Source organism: Rhodopseudomonas julia (assembly GCF_030813515.1).
GTDB classification, from domain to species: domain Bacteria; phylum Pseudomonadota; class Alphaproteobacteria; order Rhizobiales; family Afifellaceae; genus Afifella; species Afifella julia.
On sequence record NZ_JAUSUK010000002.1, the window covers coordinates 241,115 to 259,624 of the forward strand.

Annotated in this window: 17 protein-coding genes; 14 read left to right on the plus strand and 3 right to left on the minus strand. The window is 62.7% G+C overall.

What is annotated here, in order from left to right:
* Positions 1-32: 32 nt before the first annotated feature.
* Positions 33-1,187: a PQQ-dependent sugar dehydrogenase gene (locus tag J2R99_RS10280; RefSeq protein WP_307154397.1), complete on the minus strand. Its 1,155-nt coding sequence runs from the start codon at positions 1,185-1,187 to the stop codon at positions 33-35.
* A 504-nt stretch (positions 1,188-1,691) separates the two neighbouring features.
* Between J2R99_RS10280 and J2R99_RS10285 the strand changes: the two genes are divergently transcribed.
* From J2R99_RS10285 to J2R99_RS10300, 4 genes are all read left to right on the plus strand, one after another.
* Positions 1,692-3,467: an N-acetylglutaminylglutamine amidotransferase gene (locus tag J2R99_RS10285; RefSeq protein ID WP_307154398.1), complete on the plus strand. Its 1,776-nt coding sequence runs from the start codon at positions 1,692-1,694 to the stop codon at positions 3,465-3,467.
* A 12-nt stretch (positions 3,468-3,479) separates the two neighbouring features.
* Complete coding sequence (ngg, locus tag J2R99_RS10290; protein ID WP_307154399.1) at positions 3,480-5,270, plus strand: N-acetylglutaminylglutamine synthetase; 1,791 nt, start codon at positions 3,480-3,482, stop codon at positions 5,268-5,270.
* A complete protein-coding gene (locus tag J2R99_RS10295; protein ID WP_307155675.1) occupies positions 5,270-6,424 on the plus strand; it encodes an osmoprotectant NAGGN system M42 family peptidase in 1,155 nt (384 codons plus the stop codon). The genes ngg and J2R99_RS10295 overlap by 1 nt, the downstream gene beginning before the upstream one ends.
* 98 nt (positions 6,425-6,522) lie before the next feature.
* Positions 6,523-6,735 carry a hypothetical protein gene (locus J2R99_RS10300; protein ID WP_307154400.1) on the plus strand — a complete coding sequence of 71 codons (213 nt, stop codon included), beginning with the start codon at positions 6,523-6,525 and terminating at the stop codon, positions 6,733-6,735.
* Between the two features lie 168 nt (positions 6,736-6,903).
* Here J2R99_RS10300 and J2R99_RS10305 read toward each other — a convergent pair whose 3' ends face one another.
* A complete protein-coding gene (locus J2R99_RS10305) occupies positions 6,904-7,743 on the minus strand; it encodes a universal stress protein (protein WP_307154401.1) in 840 nt (279 codons plus the stop codon).
* A 238-nt stretch (positions 7,744-7,981) separates the two neighbouring features.
* Here J2R99_RS10305 and J2R99_RS10310 point away from each other — a divergent pair, with 238 nt between their 5' ends.
* Positions 7,982-8,623, plus strand: a complete 642-nt coding sequence (locus J2R99_RS10310; protein ID WP_307154402.1) for a Crp/Fnr family transcriptional regulator — start codon at positions 7,982-7,984, stop codon at positions 8,621-8,623.
* Positions 8,624-8,752: 129 nt separating this feature from the next.
* Here the strand turns inward: J2R99_RS10310 and J2R99_RS10315 are convergent, their stop codons facing one another.
* Positions 8,753-9,409 (minus strand): hemerythrin domain-containing protein, encoded by a 657-nt coding sequence (locus J2R99_RS10315; RefSeq protein ID WP_307154403.1) that lies wholly within the window; start codon positions 9,407-9,409, stop codon positions 8,753-8,755.
* A 175-nt stretch (positions 9,410-9,584) separates the two neighbouring features.
* On the opposite strand from J2R99_RS10315, the gene ccoN reads away from it, so the two are divergent.
* From ccoN to J2R99_RS10360, 9 genes are all read left to right on the plus strand, one after another.
* Positions 9,585-11,186 (plus strand): cytochrome-c oxidase, cbb3-type subunit I, encoded by a 1,602-nt coding sequence (ccoN, locus tag J2R99_RS10320; protein WP_307155676.1) that lies wholly within the window; start codon positions 9,585-9,587, stop codon positions 11,184-11,186.
* A 37-nt stretch (positions 11,187-11,223) separates the two neighbouring features.
* Positions 11,224-11,955, plus strand: a complete 732-nt coding sequence (gene ccoO / locus J2R99_RS10325; protein ID WP_307155677.1) for a cytochrome-c oxidase, cbb3-type subunit II — start codon at positions 11,224-11,226, stop codon at positions 11,953-11,955.
* A gap of 4 nt (positions 11,956-11,959) precedes the next feature.
* On the plus strand, positions 11,960-12,166 hold the full coding sequence (locus J2R99_RS10330) for a cbb3-type cytochrome c oxidase subunit 3 (RefSeq protein ID WP_307154404.1): 207 nt from the start codon (positions 11,960-11,962) through the stop codon (positions 12,164-12,166).
* Positions 12,167-12,168: 2 nt separating this feature from the next.
* Positions 12,169-13,101, plus strand: a complete 933-nt coding sequence (ccoP, locus tag J2R99_RS10335; protein WP_307154405.1) for a cytochrome-c oxidase, cbb3-type subunit III — start codon at positions 12,169-12,171, stop codon at positions 13,099-13,101.
* 355 nt (positions 13,102-13,456) lie between these two features.
* A complete protein-coding gene (ccoG, locus tag J2R99_RS10340; RefSeq protein ID WP_307154406.1) occupies positions 13,457-14,989 on the plus strand; it encodes a cytochrome c oxidase accessory protein CcoG in 1,533 nt (510 codons plus the stop codon).
* An 8-nt stretch (positions 14,990-14,997) separates the two neighbouring features.
* Positions 14,998-15,495, plus strand: a complete 498-nt coding sequence (locus J2R99_RS10345; RefSeq protein WP_307154407.1) for a FixH family protein — start codon at positions 14,998-15,000, stop codon at positions 15,493-15,495.
* Positions 15,492-17,798: a heavy metal translocating P-type ATPase gene (locus tag J2R99_RS10350; protein WP_307154408.1), complete on the plus strand. Its 2,307-nt coding sequence runs from the start codon at positions 15,492-15,494 to the stop codon at positions 17,796-17,798. Before J2R99_RS10345 ends, J2R99_RS10350 begins: the two co-directional genes overlap by 4 nt.
* Positions 17,795-17,995: a cbb3-type cytochrome oxidase assembly protein CcoS gene (gene ccoS, locus J2R99_RS10355; protein ID WP_307154409.1), complete on the plus strand. Its 201-nt coding sequence runs from the start codon at positions 17,795-17,797 to the stop codon at positions 17,993-17,995. Before J2R99_RS10350 ends, ccoS begins: the two co-directional genes overlap by 4 nt.
* The gene (locus tag J2R99_RS10360; protein WP_307154410.1) at positions 17,988-18,419 is read left to right on the plus strand and encodes a hypothetical protein; all 432 of its coding nucleotides are present in this window, start codon (positions 17,988-17,990) and stop codon (positions 18,417-18,419) included. Before ccoS ends, J2R99_RS10360 begins: the two co-directional genes overlap by 8 nt.
* Positions 18,420-18,510 lie beyond the last annotated feature (91 nt).

Below are 18,510 nucleotides of genomic sequence, written 5' to 3' on the forward strand. Positions count from 1 at the left end.
CGCTCTTTCGCGCGTTGTCCCTCTCGATGTGCTCAGCTGGCCTTGGCCTTGTGCACCCGCCAAATGGCTCCGTTCGCTTCGTCCGTCAGGAGGTAGAGAGCTCCATCCGGCCCTTCGACGACGTCACGGATGCGTTGCGCGCGGTCGTGCAGGAGACGCTCCTCATGGCTCACTTCCTCGCCGTCCAGTTCGAGGCGAACGAGGGCCTTTGAGGCGAGGCCGCCGACGAAGATGTCCCCCTGCCATTCGGGAAACATGTCACCCTCGTAAAAGACCATGCCGGAGGGGGCGATGACCGGTGTCCACTGATAAAGCGGATCGACCATGCCTTCGGCCTGCGCCTTGCCGGAGCCGACGGGCGTGCCGTCATAATTGACGCCATAGGAGATGACGGGCCAGCCGTAATTCTTGCCGGGGCGGGCGATGTTGAGTTCGTCGCCACCCTTCGGGCCGTGCTCGATCTCCCAAAGCTCACCCGTCTCGGGATTGAGTGCGGCAGCCTGGACGTTGCGATGGCCGTAGGACCAGATCTCCGGCCGTGCGCCATCTCGGCCGACATACGGGTTGTCGTCTGGAACGGTGCCGTCCGGATTGAGGCGCACGATCTTGCCGAGATCTGAATCAAGCTCTTGCGCCTGCCCGCGGAAAGCGTCTGCAAATCGTTCGCCGAGTGTCACGAAGAGATGGCCGTCGCCGTCGAAGACGAGGCGCGAGCCGTAATGCGCGGTGCTTGCGACCTTCGGCTCTTGCGAGAAGATCACCTCCACATTCTGCATCGCCGTCCGGTCGTCGGAAAGTTTGCCGCGGGCGACCGCCGTCGACGTCGTGCCGCCGTCACCGGCTTCGGCATAGCTCCAATAGACGAGCCCGTTTTCTTCAAAGGCGGGATCGAGGGCGACGTCCAGAAGCCCGCCCTGACTGCGGTTGTCGACCTCGGGCAGGCCTGAAATCGGCTCCGATACGTCTCCGGCGGGCGTGACATGGCGCAGGTTTCCGGACCGCTCCGTCACCAGCATCGAACGATCGGGCAGGAAGGCGAGGCCCCAGGGGTGGGAAAGACCCTCCGCCACGGTTTCCACGGCGATCTGCGGCCCCTCGGTGGTGATCGTTTCCTGGGCAAGGCTGGTGTTGGCGAGAAGCGTCGCGGCGAGAACTCCGCCCGTCCGCAAAAACATGCCTTTGATCATGCTGATCCTCCGAAACTTCGCGGCGGGTGCGCGTCCGCCTTTGCGAACCAATCGGCGGAGAAGCCCCCAGTTCCCGTGGGTATGCCGGGAGCGGGATAACGTTCGCTTGAATGCCGGCGGCAAGCGTCGCCCTTACGGCCTTGTGCGCGGCTGGTTCATGCAGGACTGGCGCGATGCGCAACGACGTCGCGGGTCGGCCGGCGCATTTCAGCTTCTCGCATCGCCACCGGCGACCCGCCGGCGCTGAAGCCTGCAGGGGGCGGGGATGAAACTCAACGTATCTCTGTGAAATGCAAAAGATTTTCCGGCCGGCCTCGGCGAATTTCGTGCCGCTTTGCGACGTGAGCCGAAGGCATTCTGCGCCAGCGATCGGGAAAGCCGATTGAGGTCTGAAGGAAGACGATCAGGCCAAGCGCCGTCGCTGCCGTTTTGACCTTTGCGCCAGGTTCTCTAAAACCAGAGGCAACGTTTCATTCTCATTCCTCAACCAGCAGAGATAATTTCATGTGCGGCATTTGCGGCGAAGTGAGCTTCACCGGCTCGCAGGCCGATCCCTCAGCAATCGGGCGTATGCTCGATGTCCTCTCCGCCCGTGGCCCCGATTCCTCCGGGGCCGTCATCCGAGGCCGCGTCGGCCTCGGTCATCGCCGGCTCAAGATCATCGATCTGTCGGCGCGCTCCGAACAGCCTCTCGTGGATTCCGATCTCGGGCTCTCGATCGTCTTCAACGGCTGCATCTACAATTACCAGGAGCTGCGGACCGAGCTCGAGGCGAAAGGCTACCGGTTCTTCTCCACCGGCGACACGGAAGTGATCCTGAAGGCCTGGCATGCCTGGGGCGAGGATTGCGTCAACCGCTTCCACGGTATGTTCGCCTTCGCCATTCATGAGCGCGAAAGCGGCCGCGTGGTGCTGGCGCGCGACCGTTTCGGCATCAAGCCGCTCTATTTGTCGGAGACCGCGGGGACATTGCGTTTTGCCTCGTCGCTTCCGGCTCTCGTCAAGGCTGGCGGTGTCGACACCACGATCGATCCCGTGGCGCTGCAATTCTACATGTCGTTTCATGCGGTGGTGCCCGCGCCCTACACCATCCTCAAGGGCGTGCGGAAACTGCCGCCGGCCACGATCCGCGTGATCGAGGCCGACGGGACGAGCCGTGAAAAGGTCTACTGGGATCCGCGCTATGAGCGCACGAGCGAAGAGGTGACGCGCTCGTTTGGCGAATGGCAGGAGATGGTGCTCGATGCGCTGCGGACGGCCGTCGACCGCCGTATGGTCGCCGACGTGCCCGTCGGCGTGCTTCTTTCAGGCGGTGTCGATTCCTCGCTGATCGTCGGGCTTCTCGCCGAGGCCGGACAGAAGGATCTGATGACCTTTTCGATCGGCTTTGAGGAGGCGCATGGCGAGAAGGGTGACGAATTCGTCTATTCCGACATCATCGCCAAGCATTTCAACACCGATCATCACAAGCTGTTCGTGCCGTCGTCCGACCTCCTGAAGGAGCTTCCGGGCGCGATTTCGGCGATGTCGGAACCGATGGTGTCCTACGACAATATCGGCTTCTATCTGTTGTCGCGGGAAGTCGCGAAGCACATCAAGGTCGTTCAGTCCGGGCAGGGCGCGGATGAGGTTTTTGGCGGCTATCACTGGTATCCGCCGCTCGCGCATTCGAACAACCCGGCTGCTGATTACGCCAAGGTCTTCTTCGACCGCGATCACGACAAGCTGGGGCAGCATCTCTCTCCCGACTGGATGGCGGCCAAGGACGAGGCGCGTGCCTTCGTGGAGGCGCAATTCAACAAAGCCGGGGCAGAGGATCCGGTCGACAAGGCGCTTCGGCTCGATTCCACCATCATGCTCGTCGACGATCCGGTGAAGCGGGTCGACAACATGACGATGGCCTGGGGGCTGGAAGCCCGCGTTCCGTTCCTCGACCACGAGCTTGCCGAGCTTGCCGCGCGCATTCCGCCGGAGCACAAGCTTGCCGACGGTGGCAAGGGCATCCTGAAGGCCGTGGCGCGCGAGGTCGTGCCGAAAGAGGTGGTGGATCGCGAAAAGGGCTATTTCCCGGTTCCGGCGCTCAAATACATCGCCGGCGACACGCTCGACATGGTGCGCGATACGCTGACGAGCCAAGCCGCGCGCGAGCGCGGTCTCTTCCGAGAAGACTATCTCAACGCGCTCTTCGATGATCCGAGCGCTCATATCACGCCGTTGCGAGGGTCGGAGCTATGGCAGGTGGGGCTCCTGGAGCTCTGGTTGCAGAACCACGAGCTTTGATAGGGGGCTCTCATGGCACGCCGACCGGACAAGAAGGGCCAGGGCAAACGCGCCAATGTCGTTGGCCACAGGCTATTGCGCATGCGCGAGCAGGGCACGCGGCCGCATCTCGAGCAGGATAGCGACCGGCCGCACCCCAATGCGGTGATCGATTGCGGCTGGGGACGCGTCCTCTTCACGCAGACATTCGAGACGAGCGAGGCGATGATCGACAAGCTCGGGGCGGAGGGGCCGGACAGGCGCGACATCGCCTTTTACGTGCGCGATCCGCATGTCGTGCTGGCTGCTGCCCCGAACGAGCTCTTCCTCGATCCCTCCCACACCTACCGGCTCGATCTCACCACGTACCGCGCGAAATGGCGCAAGCTGCCTGGATTTTTCGTGCGGCGGCTGACGTCGCTGGCCGATGCGGAGACGGTCAACCGCATCTATGCGAGCCGCAACATGGTGCAGGTGGACCCGGAGTTCTTCTGGTCGAACCGAGACAGCCGGGCGCTCACATATTTCGTTGCCGAGGACGAGACGACGGGGGAGGTGATCGCCACCGTCACCGGCGTCGATCATCAGCGCGCCTTCAATGATCCGGAGCGGGGATCCTCGCTGTGGTGTCTCGCCGTTGATCCGCAGGCGCGTTATCCGGGCATCGGTGAAGCGATGGTGCGCCGGCTTGCGGAGCATTATCAGGCGCGCGGGGCCGCCTTCATGGATCTCTCGGTCCTGCACGACAACGACAAGGCGATCAATCTCTACGAAAAGCTCGGTTTCCGGCGCATTCCCATCTTTGCGGTGAAGCGCAAGAACCCCATCAACGAAAAGCTCTTTTCCGGTCCCGACCCGGCGGAAAACCTCAATCCCTACGCTCGGATCATCGTTGACGAAGCGCGGAGGCGGGGCATCGATGTGGAGGTGATCGACGATCAGGCGGGGTTCTTCCGCCTCTCATCCGGCGGTCGATCGGTGCGGTGTCGCGAAAGCCTGTCGGAGCTCACGAGCGCTGTCGCCATGTCGCTTTGCGATGACAAGGCGGCGACGCGTCGGATCGTGGAAAGGGCGGGGGTGAAGGTTCCTGCCCAGATGGAGGTCGGTGACGACAAAGAGCTCGAAGCCTTCCTCGCCGAGCACAAGAGCGTGGTGGTCAAGCCCGCGCGCGGTGAGCAGGGGCGGGGTGTCGCCGTCGATCTCGACACGCTCGATGACGTCAAGGCCGCGATCGAAGAAGCCAAAAAATCGGCCGATCGCGTGGTGCTCGAATCGTATTTCTCCGGCACCGATCTCAGACTGATCGTGATCAATTTTCGGCTTGTCGCGGCAGCGATTCGCGTGCCCGCGCAGGTGGTGGGCGACGGCAAGAGCTGCGTGCGCGATCTGATCGCCAAGCAGAGCCGGCGCCGTGAAGCGGCCACCGGCGGAGAATCGAAGATCCCGCTCGATGGAGAGACCGAACGCTCCGTCGGGCGCGCGGGCTATTCGCTCGATTCCGTTCTGCCCGAGGGCGAGTCGCTTCAGGTCAGGAAATCTGCCAATCTTCACACCGGCGGCACCATTCACGACGTCACGGCCGCGGTTCATCCGACGCTCGTCGAGGCCGCGATCTCGGCGGCACGTGCCATCGACATTCCTGTGGTCGGCATCGATCTGATGGTGACGGCACCGCATCTGCCAGAATATGTGTTCATCGAGGCGAATGAGCGACCGGGCCTTGCCAATCACGAACCGCAGCCGACCGCGCAGCGCTTCGTCGATCTCCTGTTTCCGCTCTCGATGCCCGCCTCCGTCAGGATGGCGCAGGAAAGGAAGGGATGATGACGCGGCTCGCGATCGATACGGACTACCTGGCCGACTGGCTGGCGCGACTTCTCGCGACGCCGAGCCCGACCGGATACACCGACACGATCGTGCGCGATTGCTGTGCGGAGCTGGAGAGGCTCGGGGTCGGCTACGAGATCACCCGCCGTGGCGCCATTCGTGCCATCTATCAGGGCTCTCGGCGCAAGGCGGCCCGCGCCATCGTCGCCCATCTCGATACGCTCGGCGCGCAGGTGAAGGGGCTCAAGGAGAACGGACGTCTTGAACTCGTGCCTGTCGGCCATTGGTCGGCGCGGTTCGCCGAAGGCGCGCGGGCGACGATTTTTACCGATCACGGTTCCTATCGCGGCACGATTCTGCCGCTGAAAGCTTCGGGCCATACCTTCGCCGATGAGGTCGACACCCTGCCGGTCGGTTGGGATTACGTGGAGCTTCGCATCGACGCGCCGGCGACCGACAAGCTGTCTTTGGAAAAGCTCGGTGTGGAGGTCGGCGATATGGTGGCGATCGATCCGCAGCCGGAATTCGTCGAGAACGGCTTCATCGTTTCCCGCCATCTCGACAACAAGGCGGGCGTGGCCGTCATGTTCGCCGCGTTGGACGCGATGGTGAAGGAAGGTGCGATCACGCCGGTCGATATCCATTTCCTTCTGACCATTGCCGAAGAGGTGGGGGTCGGTGCCTCTGCCATCCTCTCCCACGACGTCGCCTCGATGGTGGCGGTCGACAATGGCACGACGGCTCCCGGCCAGAATTCTTCGGAATTTGGTGTGACCGTCGCCATGGCCGACCAGACCGGTCCGTTCGACTACCACCTGACCCGTAAGCTCGCCCGTCTCTGCCTGGAAAACGATATTCGCTACCAGAAGGACGTCTTCCGCCATTACCGCTCCGATTCCGCTTCTGCGATCGAATCGGGGGCGGATGTCCGCACGGCACTCATCACCTTCGGCGTCGATGCGAGCCACGGCTATGAGCGCATCCACATGCATGCGTTGCGGTCTCTCGCAGAACTCATCACCGCCTATGTGACAAGCCCCGTCGAAATCCAGCGCGACAGCAAAGAGCTCGGCAGCCTCCAGGGCTTCACGACCCAGCCGACCGAGGACGAGGCGGCTGAGGAGGCAAAGGACGAACCCGTCGTGCTGTGACACTTTGCGCCGGCCGGCTGCTTCTTAGTCTGGCTTCTCGCGCTTGACCCGCTTCCATGTGGAGGCGCGATATCGCGTCCTTTAGGAAGGGACGTGACATGACAGAAAAACCCCACGACGCCGAGACTGTAGAAGATCGCTGCTGCCAGGATCAGGCCGCAGGTGAGCGGGAGGGCTGCGGCTGTGGTGGCAAAGGCCACGGCAAGCACAAGGATCATGAGCACGGGGGCCACAAGCATGGCTCGTGCGGCTGCGGCGGCCACGGCCACAAGCACGCGCATGGCGCGGGCGGTTGCGGCGGCGATCACTGAAGATTTCGAGCTAGATCACTCCGCGCGACAAAGCCTGGACTGGGGTGAGCGCCGCATCCTGAGGCGGCGTCCTAGAGACAAATTAAAAAAGGCGGGCGCCGGTTCTTCTGCCGGCTGCCCGCACATCAGACGCCCCGCCAAGCGGGGCGCGCCCTCAACCTCGTCGATTCAGTGCGACATCAAGATCGGGACCGTCATCTGGTCCATGATCGATTGCGTGGCGCCGCCGAAGACGGTCTCGCGCAGGCGCGAATGGCCGTAGCAGCCCATGACAATCAGATCCGCGCCGAGGTCGGAGGCGCGGTTCAGGATCTCTCCGCCGACCGAGGTGCGGTCGGGCCGCGACGTCATGTTTTCCACGTCGAGCCCGTGACGCGAAAGCGTGCGTGCCAGAGCGTCGCCCGGTACCAATCCCTTGCCGGGTTCGTTATGGCCGGCCTCGACACAGAGGATGTGGACCTTGGCACCCTTCTGGATGAGCGGAAGGGCGTCGAAAGCCGCCCGGGCTGCCTCGCGACTGCCGTTCCAGGCGATCAGCACCGTATGACCCACATCGGTGTAATTGCCCGAGGTCGGCACGACGAGGACAGGCCGGCCCGCACCGAGCACCAGATCCTCCGGCCGGTAATAGGAGGGGAGCTCTTCGGAGGCCTGCGCCGTCACCACCAGATCTGCATTGCGGCAGGTGCGGCAGGCGAGCTGGGTGGCGTTGACGTCGCGCGCATCGAGCTGAAGCCAGGAATTCGAGATCGTTTCCGCAGCGGCCGCGCGATTGAAGGCCGCCCCGACTTCTTCCGCCAGCTGGTTGTCGCGTTCCATCTGCATCGACAACCATTCCCCACCGAGGGGGTCGACGACGTCGGGCGGAATACGCGGGATCAAATGCAGGCCGACGATGTGAGCAGAATGATCGCGCGCAATCGGTACCGCGACGTTCATGAGGCGCGGGATGACATCCACCGTCGGGAGGTGGATCATAATCGTTCCGAGAGGATAACGGCTGCTCACGGCTCTTTCCTTTCAAACGTGTGGAGGAAGGCAGGGGCAGGGTTTAACCAACAGTCTATTATAGACCCTAGCGCCGAATTGCCGCGTTGATCAGGATCAAGCCCCCCTGGAAGTGACGCGGTTTCATCGCTAAGACTGCGGTATGATGAAGCTGGTGCCAATCGCCCCCCTTGAGACGGATCCCGTGCCCGATCTTTGTCGGGCTTGCAAGGCTCGAAACAGGGGGATCTGCGGCGCGTTGAACGCATCGCAGCTTTCGGAGCTGACCCGTCGCTCCCATAGACAGGTGGTCGAGCCGGGCAAGACCCTGCTCGATGCCGAACAGCCGACGTCCACCTATTCCAATGTGCTTGCGGGCGTTGTGAAGCTGTCAAAAATGCTGCCGGACGGTCGGCAGCAGATCGTCGGTCTCCAGTTTGCGCCAGATTTTGTCGGCCGGCCGTTCTCGCCGGAGAGTTCGCTCAAGGCCGAGGCGGTGACGAGCACGGTTCTGTGCACATTTCCCCGGCAGCTTCTGGAGCGGATGATCAGCGAATCACCGGAGCTGGAGCACAAGCTCTATCTTCAGGCGCTCGACGAACTCGATGATGCCCGCGATCTTCTCTTGACGCTCGGCCGCAAGACGGCGCGCGAACGTGTCGCGACGTTTCTTCTGATGATCGCCCGCCATTCTCCGCATGCGGAGGGCAGCGAGGATGGTGGCACCGGTTTCGAACTGCCGCTGACACGCGCCGAAATTGCCGATTTCCTCGGGCTCACCATTGAAACCGTAAGCCGGCAATTGACCAAGCTGAAGGGCTCCGACGTGATCCGCGTGGAACAGAATCGGCGCATTCGTGTCCCCGATATGGAGCTCCTCGAAGCGGAGACAGGCGACTGAGGTCCGGCGTCTGACAGCGCTGCTCGGTCTTAAAACCGCGGGTCGCGCTTCAAGAAGCTTCGGCCCGAGGCTTTTCGACCCCGTAACTCTCGGCGGCACAGCTTTCGTCCGTCTGGGATGAACCGCCGGTCAGCCGGCCTGTGCCTGGCGACCGTCCTTGCTCGGGGAACGTCGTGCGACGATTCGAGCCTCGCCAGCCAGTAGGATGGCGAGAGGCTGGCTGTCGCAGCGCATGCGGTGGCGGAGCAGCGCAGCTGCGAGATCCGCCCGTGCCGATGGCGAGAAGCAAGAGCGAGCCATGGGGAAGACCACCGTCTCCTCCCAGGCGATATGTCGGCGCTGCGATTCGAAGAATGAACGCAGAAGATAGCCGAGAGCCTCGGCCTCGCGGTAGCCACCTTCCTCATCATGCGCGTCGAGGGCGTCCGCCAGCTCCAGTGCCGCCTGTTCGTCGGCATCATGCTCTGAGCGGGCGAGGGCGATCGCTTCGCGGATGCCGCGATCGGCCCGGCAGGGCGCGGCGAGAGCCGGAAACAGGATGTCGTTTTCCAGCCGGACATGGGCGGGAAAGTAAAAGCGCAGCGTCAAAGCCGCAGCGCGCGCCGTCTCCTGGATGACGTCTCTCGGGAGTGCATCGGCGATCGCTTCCAGAAGATCGCACAGACGCTCCTGCAGGGCATGCTCGTAAGCGATCAGCTGGAAGGGGTCTTCCCGAATCATTTCTGCCGTGGGCGCGTCCGCCGCGCAGGCGAGCAGCGCCTCAAGATGGCGTCTCTGCGGCCGCATCTTGGGAAATCCTTCCCAACCGTTCCCCTTGATTTACTAAGTGTGCCGGAACTCCCCCCTTTCCAACTTGATCTGAATCAAGGATCAGTTTCCCCTAAAGTCGATAGCTACTTTGGAAGCCTTCTAGCGCGTCGCTTGGGCGCACTTGGCAAGTTTATAGGAGATGGCCATGGGGATGGCACAAGCCGGCATCCTGTTTCTGATCGCGCTGGTTGCCGTCATAGCCTCTGTGAAGGCTCATGACATGCAGTTCGCGGTCCATATGGGACTGGTTGCCTTGATCGCACTCGGCGCTGCCATCTGGCGGCTGCGCACCATGGATGTCTCGGGCAAACGCGTTCCGGTTCGCGATCGTCCCGACGGCTACATGGACGAGGTGATTCGCTACGGCGCCGTGGCCACAGTCGGCTGGGGGGTCGTCGGCTTCCTGGTCGGTGTTTTCATCGCGTTCCAGCTCGCCTTTCCCCACCTTAATATCGAGCCTTATTTCAACTTCGCGCGTCTGCGCCCGCTGCACACCTCTGCGGTGATCTTCGCCTTCGGCGGCAACGCGCTCATCTGCACCTCGTTCTATGTGGTGCAGCGGACCACCGGCGCCCGCCTCTTCGGTGGAGGCCTGCCGTGGTTCGTCTTCTGGGGCTATCAGCTTTTCATCGTGCTTGCCGCCACCGGTTATCTCCTCGGTGTCACGCAGTCGAAGGAATATGCCGAGCCGGAATGGTACATTGATCTTTGGCTGACGATCGTCTGGGTCGCCTATCTCGTCGTCTTCGTCGGCACCATCGCCAAGCGCAAAGAACCCCACATCTACGTGGCGAACTGGTTCTATCTGGCGTTCATCGTCACGATCGCGATGCTCCACGTCATCAACAACCTCGCCGTGCCGGTCTCCTTCCTCGGTTCGAAGAGCTACTCGGCCTTCTCCGGCGTGCAGGATGCGCTCACGCAGTGGTGGTACGGCCATAACGCCGTCGGCTTCTTCCTCACGGCCGGCTTCCTCGGCATGATGTATTACTTCATTCCGAAGCAGGCCGAGCGGCCGGTCTATTCCTACCGGCTTTCCATCGTCCATTTCTGGTCGCTGATCTTTCTCTACATCTGGGCCGGCCCGCACCATCTGCATTACACGGCGCTGCCCGACTGGGCGCAGACGCTCGGCATGGTGTTCTCGGTGATGCTGTGGATGCCGTCGTGGGGTGGCATGATCAACGGCCTGATGACGCTCTCGGGCGCCTGGGACAAGCTTCGGACCGACCCGATCATCCGCATGATGGTGATCGCCGTCGCCTTCTACGGCATGTCGACCTTCGAGGGTCCGATGATGTCCATCAAGGCGGTCAACTCGCTGTCGCACTACACCGACTGGACCATCGGCCACGTTCATTCCGGCGCGCTCGGCTGGGTCGGCATGATCTCCTTCGGCGCGATCTACTACCTGGTGCCGAAGCTGTGGTTCCGGCCGCGGCTCTATTCGGTGCGGCTCGTGTCCTGGCACTTCTGGCTCGCCACGATCGGTATCGTCCTCTACGCCGCCTCCATGTGGGTTTCCGGCATCATGCAGGGCCTGATGTGGCGTGAGTACAACCAGGAAGGCTTCCTCGTTTACTCCTTCGTGGAAACCGTCGCGGCCATGCATCCCTACTACATCATCCGCGCTCTCGGCGGCACGCTCTACCTCGCCGGCGGGCTGATCATGGCGTTCAACATCTACAAGACGATCCGCGGTGATCTCCGTCAGGAGACCCCGATCGGCGCTGCCGTAGAACCGGCCGAGTGATAGGAGACACAACGTGCTCGACCCGTTTACGAAATTCATCCTGCGCAACCATGACAGGGTGGAACGGAACATCACCGTTCTGTTCGTGCTCTCCTTCATCGTCGTTTCGATCGGCGGCCTCGTCGAAATCGTGCCTCTGTTTTACGTGCAGAACACGATCGAGAAGGTCGAAGGGATGCGGCCCTATACGCCGCTGGAGCTTGCCGGCCGCAACATCTACATCCGCGAGGGGTGCTATCTGTGCCACTCGCAGATGATCCGTCCGATGCGCGACGAAGTTGAGCGTTACGGCCATTATTCGCTCGCCGCGGAATCCATGTACGATCACCCCTTCCAATGGGGCTCTAAGCGGACGGGACCGGATCTGGCGCGTGTCGGCGGGCGTTATTCCGATGCGTGGCACGTGGAGCATCTGACCGATCCGCGCTCCGTCGTGCCGGAATCGATCATGCCCACCTACGGCTTCCTCGCGAAAACACCGCTCAAGGCCGATGACATCGCCGAGCATCTCAAGGTGAATGCCGTCGTCGGCGTGCCCTATTCTGAGGACATGATCTCCAATGCGCAGGCGGATCTGCGGGCGCAGGTCGATCCCGACGGCGATCCGAGCGGATTGGAAGAGCGCTACCCGAAGGTGAAGGTGCGCGACTTTGACGGCAATCCGTCAGAGATCACGGAGATGGACGCTTTGGTGGCCTATCTTCAGATGCTCGGCACGTTGGTGGACTTCACCACTTACGAGCCGCTCACCGAAGACAATCTCAGGTGAGGCCATGAGCACCTACGATACCCTGCGCCATTTCGCGGACAAATGGGGGCTTCTCTTCATGCTCCTGGTCTTCGCTGCGGCGGTGCTGTGGGTCTATCGCCCTGGCGCCCGCGCATCCTACCGCAGCCAAGGCGATATTCCCTTTAAACATGAAGAGCGGCCGGCTCAGGAGCAGCCACCGCGTGACCAGACTCCTGGACGTGGAGAGTAATGATGGCCACCAACAAAGATGGCGCTTCGAACGAGCCGCGAGGCCATGGCGTCGAGATCGACAAGGTCACCGGAACGGAAACGACCGGTCACGAATGGGACGGGATCAAGGAACTCAACAATCCTTTGCCGCAGTGGTGGCTCTACATCTTCTACGGCTGCACGATCTTCGCCCTTGTCTATGTCGTGCTCTATCCGGCGATCCCGCTGATCAAAAGCGGCACCGACGGCCTTCTCGGCTGGCATTCTCGCTCAGCGATTGCGCGTGAGCTGACCGCAGTGGAGCAAAGCCGCCAGGCGGTGATGAACCAGATCCGTGACACGCCTCTGGAAGAGATCCGCACCAACAACGAGCTGATGCAGGTTGCCTTCCGCGGCGGTGAATCGGCGTTCAAGGTCAATTGCGTGCAGTGCCACGGCTCCGGTGCCGAGGGCGGCTATGGCTATCCGAACCTCAACGATGATGCCTGGATCTGGGGCGGAACGTTAGAGGATATCCACACCACGCTCCAGCACGGCGTCCGCTACGAACAGGACGATGAAACCCGGATCTCCGAGATGCCGGCCTTCGGGCGAGACGGGCTTCTCGATTCAAGCCAGATCGAACAGGTGGCCAATTACGTCCGCTCGCTGTCCGGGCTCGAGCACGACGATGCTCTCGCCCAAGAGGGCGCACAGGTCTTCGCCGACAATTGCGCTGTCTGTCATGGCGAAAACGGGCAAGGCCAGCACATGCTGGGAGCGCCCGCGCTCAACGATCAGGTGTGGCTCTACAGTCCCGATCTCGAGCAGATCGAATCGCAGGTGAACAATCCCAAGCACGGCGTCATGCCGGCCTGGTCCGGCCGCCTCGATGAAGTCACCATCAAGCAGCTGGCGCTTTATGTGTGGTCGCTGGGCGGCGGTCAGAACGTGGAAGCGACCGCCTCCAACTGAGGGGCCTGCACCATCTGAAGTGTTTGAAACGGGCGGCCGGTGGCTGCCCGTTTCTTTATATCGCGGTTCCCTGATATGATCCTTCGAACGGGACGGTTTGCCGGTCTATTCGTCATCGACGCAGGCGCGACTTTCTGGCATCCAGGTCTTGTCGTAATCACGATCTGCTGGGTTGAACCGGCCGGAATGTGCGCATGGCTGCGTCGCGTGTCGCTTTGGCGTCTCAGCCGTCTATTGTCGCATGCGGCGAATGCGCTCAGTCCGCTCCGGCAGCCTGGATTGACTTGGGTCAAACGGATTAGACCGTTTCCAAGCTATCCACGACGCATGCTGTCGCGGCAGCAATGGAATTTACATGGCCAAGATGAATCAGGACACCTACGCGGGGGGCGGGGTTGTCGACCAGGTCGAGGCCGATCCGGTCAATAGCCGAAACGAACGGTCGCTTTATGCGGCGCGTCTCAAAATTTTCCCTCAGAAAGTCTCCGGTGCCTTCCGGCGGCTGAAGTGGCTGATCATGTTCGTCACCCTTGGTATTTACTGGGTGACGCCATGGATTCGCTGGGACCGGGGGCCGAACGCGCCCGACCAGGCGGTGCTCGTCGATCTCGCCAGCCGCCGCTTCTATTTCTTCTCGATCGAAATCTGGCCGCAGGAATTCTACTATGTGGCGGGCTTGCTCATCATGGCGGGCCTCGGCCTCTTCCTGATCACGTCGGTCGTGGGGCGTGCCTGGTGTGGCTACACCTGTCCTCAGACGGTGTGGACCGACCTCTACATGGCGGTCGAACGGCGGATCATCGGCGACCGAAACGCCCAGATGCGCCTCGACAAGGCGCCCTGGGGCTTCGCCAAGATCCGCAAGATCGCCACCGTTCATGCGATCTGGCTCCTCATCGCGATCGCGACCGGCGGTGCCTGGGTGTTTTATTTTGCCGACGCTCCGGGGCTCGCCGTTGATCTCGTGATGCTGAAGGCGCCGCCCGCCGCCTATGTGACGATCGCGGTTCTGACTTTCACGACCTATGTCTTCGCCGGCTTTATGCGCGAGCAGGTGTGCACCTATATGTGCCCGTGGCCGCGCATCCAGGGCGCCATGCTCGACGAAGATTCGCTCATCGTCACCTACAATGACTGGCGTGGCGAGCCGCGCTCGCGCCACCGCAAGAAGAGCGAACAGCAGGGGCTCGATACCGGCGATTGCGTGGATTGCAACGCCTGCGTCGCAGTCTGCCCGATGGGTATCGACATTCGCGACGGTCAGCAGCTGGAATGCATCACCTGCGCTTTGTGCATCGATGCCTGCAACAACATCATGGACAAGGTGAACCAGCCGCGCGGGCTCATTTCCTATTCGACCCTGCAGGATTACCAGGTGCATGCCGCCGCCGCGACGAGCAAGGGCCGCGAAGTGGCGAAGGAAGAGCAGCGTCGCTTTTCTGTGTCCCATATCGTGCGTCCGCGCACGATGATCTACTTCACCTTGTGGTCGCTCATCGGCGTTGCCATGCTCGTCACGCTCGCCATGCGCGACCGTCTCGACATCAATGTTCTGCACGAGCGCAATCCGCTCTTCGTGACGCTTTCTGACGGTTCTGTGCGCAACACCTATACGGTGAAGCTTCTCAACATGCTGCCGGAGCTCAAGACCTTCTCGGTGACGCTCGACGGGCTGCCCGGGGCGGAGATGTGGTACGCCGGCGCCGAAGAGGAAAAGAGCCGGAACCTGATCATCGAAGTGCAGCCGGACCGCGTGCGCGACCTGCGCGTCTTCGTGGTGATGCCGGAAGGCGCTCACGGGTCGCAGAGTTTCGATTTCGTTGTCACGGACCCCGAGACGGGTCAAAGTTCTTCGGCTGACTCGCAATTCCATGGGCCGACGCCATGAGACGGGTGATGACTGCTTTCTGGCCGAATGAGGATAATCCCCTCAACGGCTGGCATTTCTTCGGCATCATCTCGCTGTTTTTCGGCACCATCATCATCGTGAATTTCACGATGGCCTTCTTCGCGACGTCGACCTTTCCGGGGCTCGTCGTCGAGAATTCTTACGTCGCGAGCCAGAACTACAACAAATGGCTGGAGGCGAGCCGGGCGCAGGACGCGCGCGGCTGGGATGCGAAGTTCGATACGAGCGACGGTATTCTGACCGTCGATCTGCGCGACAAAAGCGGGTCGCGGATCACAGGTCTCGATGTCTCCGCCATCATCGGGCGCGCGTCGGACTGGAACGAGGATCGCCTTGTGAACCTGCAGCAGGTCGCTGACGGCTATCGCGCCGACGAGCCCTTGGGCCCGGGGCGCTGGATGGTGGAACTCAAGGTTCGCTCGGGCGAGGATCTCGTCTTTCGCACGACCGAGCCGGTGATGGTTGCGAGCGGACCAGCCTCATGAGCTGCTGCGGGGAAGGCGCCTCGCTTGCCGCGATCGAGCTTGCCCGATCGCAACCCGACCCTGTTGATGATCACGTCGATCCGGCTTTCCTGCGCGAAGCAAAAGATGGCGCCACCGAGCTCACGCTGATCGTGCCGGACATGCATTGTGCCGGCTGCCTGTCGAAGGTGGAGAAAGCCCTCCACTCGGTTGCGGGCGTTTCGCGGGCGCGCGCCAATCTGACGGCCCACAAGGCGGTCGTCGGTTTCGATCCGCAGACGGCAGAGCCAGAAGAGCTGATCGCGGCCGTCCGGGCCGCCGGTTATGCAGCAAGGCCCGTCGATCCGGCCGTGTTCAACAATGTCGCCGACGAGGAGGCGGGCGCGGAGCTGTTGCGCTCACTCGCCGTTGCCGGATTTGCCGCCGGCAATGTCATGCTCTTGTCCGTTTCCGTCTGGTCCGGTGCCGACGAAGCGACGCGCAATCTCTTTCACTGGATTTCGGCGATGATCGCGCTGCCGGCGATCGCCTATGCCGGGCGGCCCTTCTTCCGCTCTGCGGCGCGGGCGCTTTCTGCCCGCAGTCTCAATATGGACGTGCCGATCTCGCTCGCGGTCGTGCTGGCGGCGTTGATGAGCCTGCACGAGACCATCATCGGCGCACCGCATGCCTGGTTCGATGCGTCGATCACGCTGCTTTTCTTTCTCCTGATCGGCCGGGTGCTCGATTTCCGCATGCGTGGCGTGGCGCGGGCCGCGGCGACGCGGCTGTTGTCTCTGTCGGCCGACAGTGCGCGGCTCGTCGGCGAGGATGGCCGTATCACCCTGGTGCGGGCGGGGACGGTCAAGCCCGGAGATGTCGTGGAAGTGGCGGCCGGGGAGCGTGTGCCGCTCGACGGGACCGTCATTTCCGGCTGGAGCGACGTCGACAAATCGCCGTTGACGGGCGAGCCCTTGCCCGAAGCGGTCAGCGACGGGAGCGCCGTCTTCGCCGGCACACTCAACGTCACCGGCCCTATCCGCCTCAAGGTGGAGAAGGGGGCGGGCGACAGCCTCCTTGCCGACATCATTCGACTGATGGAAGGGGCAGAAGCGGGACGCGGCCGTTTTGTCGGGCTCGCCGACCGTGCTGCGCGCATCTACGCGCCTGCCGTCCACATCCTTGCCGCTCTCGCCTTCTTCGGCTGGCTTCTCGTCGGCATCGGCTGGCACGATTCCCTGATGATCGCCATTGCCGTTCTCATCATCACGTGTCCCTGCGCGCTCGGCCTTGCCGTTCCCGCAACCCAGATCGTGGCGAGCGGGCGACTTTTGAGGGAAGGCATCATCGTCAAGGACGGTGCTGCGCTCGAACGCCTTGCCGGCGTCGATACCGTTGTCTTCGACAAAACCGGCACCTTGACCGGCGGGGATCCCCGTTTGGCCGAGGAGCCGGAGGTGGACGACAGGAGCTGGGCGCTGGCCGCTGCCCTCGCCAGCAAGAGCCGCCATCCGCTCGCCAAGGCCCTTGCCGCGGCGGCTCAAGACCGCGGGGTCACGCCTCTTTCCGTTGAGGCTGTGCGCGAGGAGCCGGGTGCGGGCATGGAAGCGCGCTTCGAAGGCCGTCGCGTGCGTCTGGGGCGACGGGAATGGGTTGCGGAGACTGCGCCGGTCGAAAACCGCGGTGCTTTTTCGGAAATCTGGCTCGAGATCCCGGATGCGGCTCCGAAGCCCTTCCGCTTCGTCGATCGGTTGCGGCCCGATGCAGCCCCGCTCGTAGCCCGTCTCAAGGGGATGGGCTTCGGTGTGCATCTTCTCTCAGGCGATCGGCCGGAGGCGGTCGCGGCAGCCGCTCGCGGCCTTGGCATTGCCGAATGGAAGGGTGGGGTGACGCCCGCCGACAAGGTCGCCGAAGTGGAGCGTCTGCAGGCGGAGGGCCGGCATGTGCTGATGGTCGGCGACGGCATCAACGATGCGCCGGCGCTCGCGGCTGCGTCGGCTTCGATTTCTCCTGCGACCGGGTCCGATATTTCGCAGGTCGCGGCCGATTTCGTCCTCTCGTCCGGAGCTCTCTCGCCGGTCGCCGAAGGCATCGTCGTCGCGCGCCGGTCGAGGCGTATCATCCTGGAGAATTTTGGGATCGCGCTCGCCTACAATGCGATTGCCGTGCCGGTGGCGCTCGCCGGGCTTGCGACCCCGTTGATTGCCGCGGTCGCCATGTCGAGTTCGTCCATCCTGGTCACGGCCAATGCGCTCCGCCTGTCTTTCGGTGCTGGCAAGCGTGCGGCCGCAAAGCCGCAACCGCGCAATGTGCTCGCCGATACCGGTCGGGAAGCCGCGGCGTGACCATCCTCGTCATTCTCATTCCAGCGGCGTTGTTTCTGGGCGCGCTTGGCCTTGCCGCGTTTCTATGGTCTCTAAAGAGCGGACAATACGACGACCTCGACGGTGCAGCCGCCCGCATTCTCCTCGACGATGAGCCTGCGGATGGGGAACGCCGAAAAGAGGCGCGCGAGGAAGAGGACGCAGCCCAACATGTATGAAATTCTGCGCATGGCGCATCTGATCATGATGGCGATGGTCACCGGCATGGCTGTCTCCCATTACGTTATGCTGCGCGCCAGCGCCGGCCGCGAAGGTGAAGGCGGGCGGGCACTGGCCCTTGCCCGACGCACGCTCGGCAATTTCACCACCATGGTTCTCGCCTTCGTCTGGCTCACCGGCGTTCTGCTTCTGTGGAGCCATTACGGCATGACGGAGCGGGAGGTGAGCGCCTGGTTTTACGTGAAGATCCTCTTCGTGGTCGTTTTGACTGTCGCTCATATCGCCCAGCGCGTTACCGCCGGCGGCATGCGCGGCATCACGGTCGAAGGTCGCAGGATCATCGAGCGCTACGTCTCGATCGTCTGGCTGGCGGCGCTTCTCTCCATCTGCTTTGCCGTGATCTCGTTCACGCCGTCGCAGTAATGCCCTCGAAGTAACCCCGCCGCGTGTCGCCGCTTCCTCGCGGCGTTGCGTCCGTCTTCCTAGAAAATCGGAACGACGTTAACCTTCGCCG

Excerpts from the sequence above, each read along its gene's own strand:
- J2R99_RS10280 (WP_307154397.1), bottom strand. The coding sequence starts at position 1,187 with ATGATCAAAGGCATGTTTTTGCGGACGGGCGGAGTTCTCGCCGCGACG.
- J2R99_RS10285 (WP_307154398.1), top strand. The coding sequence starts at position 1,692 with ATGTGCGGCATTTGCGGCGAAGTGAGCTTCACCGGCTCGCAGGCCGAT.
- ngg (WP_307154399.1), top strand. The coding sequence starts at position 3,480 with ATGGCACGCCGACCGGACAAGAAGGGCCAGGGCAAACGCGCCAATGTC.
- J2R99_RS10295 (WP_307155675.1), top strand. The coding sequence starts at position 5,270 with ATGACGCGGCTCGCGATCGATACGGACTACCTGGCCGACTGGCTGGCG.
- J2R99_RS10300 (WP_307154400.1), top strand. The coding sequence starts at position 6,523 with ATGACAGAAAAACCCCACGACGCCGAGACTGTAGAAGATCGCTGCTGC.
- J2R99_RS10315 (WP_307154403.1), bottom strand. The coding sequence starts at position 9,409 with ATGCGGCCGCAGAGACGCCATCTTGAGGCGCTGCTCGCCTGCGCGGCG.
- ccoN (WP_307155676.1), top strand. The coding sequence starts at position 9,585 with ATGGCACAAGCCGGCATCCTGTTTCTGATCGCGCTGGTTGCCGTCATA.
- J2R99_RS10330 (WP_307154404.1), top strand. The coding sequence starts at position 11,960 with ATGAGCACCTACGATACCCTGCGCCATTTCGCGGACAAATGGGGGCTT.
- ccoP (WP_307154405.1), top strand. The coding sequence starts at position 12,169 with ATGGCCACCAACAAAGATGGCGCTTCGAACGAGCCGCGAGGCCATGGC.
- ccoG (WP_307154406.1), top strand. The coding sequence starts at position 13,457 with ATGGCCAAGATGAATCAGGACACCTACGCGGGGGGCGGGGTTGTCGAC.
- J2R99_RS10345 (WP_307154407.1), top strand. The coding sequence starts at position 14,998 with ATGACTGCTTTCTGGCCGAATGAGGATAATCCCCTCAACGGCTGGCAT.
- J2R99_RS10350 (WP_307154408.1), top strand. The coding sequence starts at position 15,492 with ATGAGCTGCTGCGGGGAAGGCGCCTCGCTTGCCGCGATCGAGCTTGCC.
- J2R99_RS10360 (WP_307154410.1), top strand. The coding sequence starts at position 17,988 with ATGTATGAAATTCTGCGCATGGCGCATCTGATCATGATGGCGATGGTC.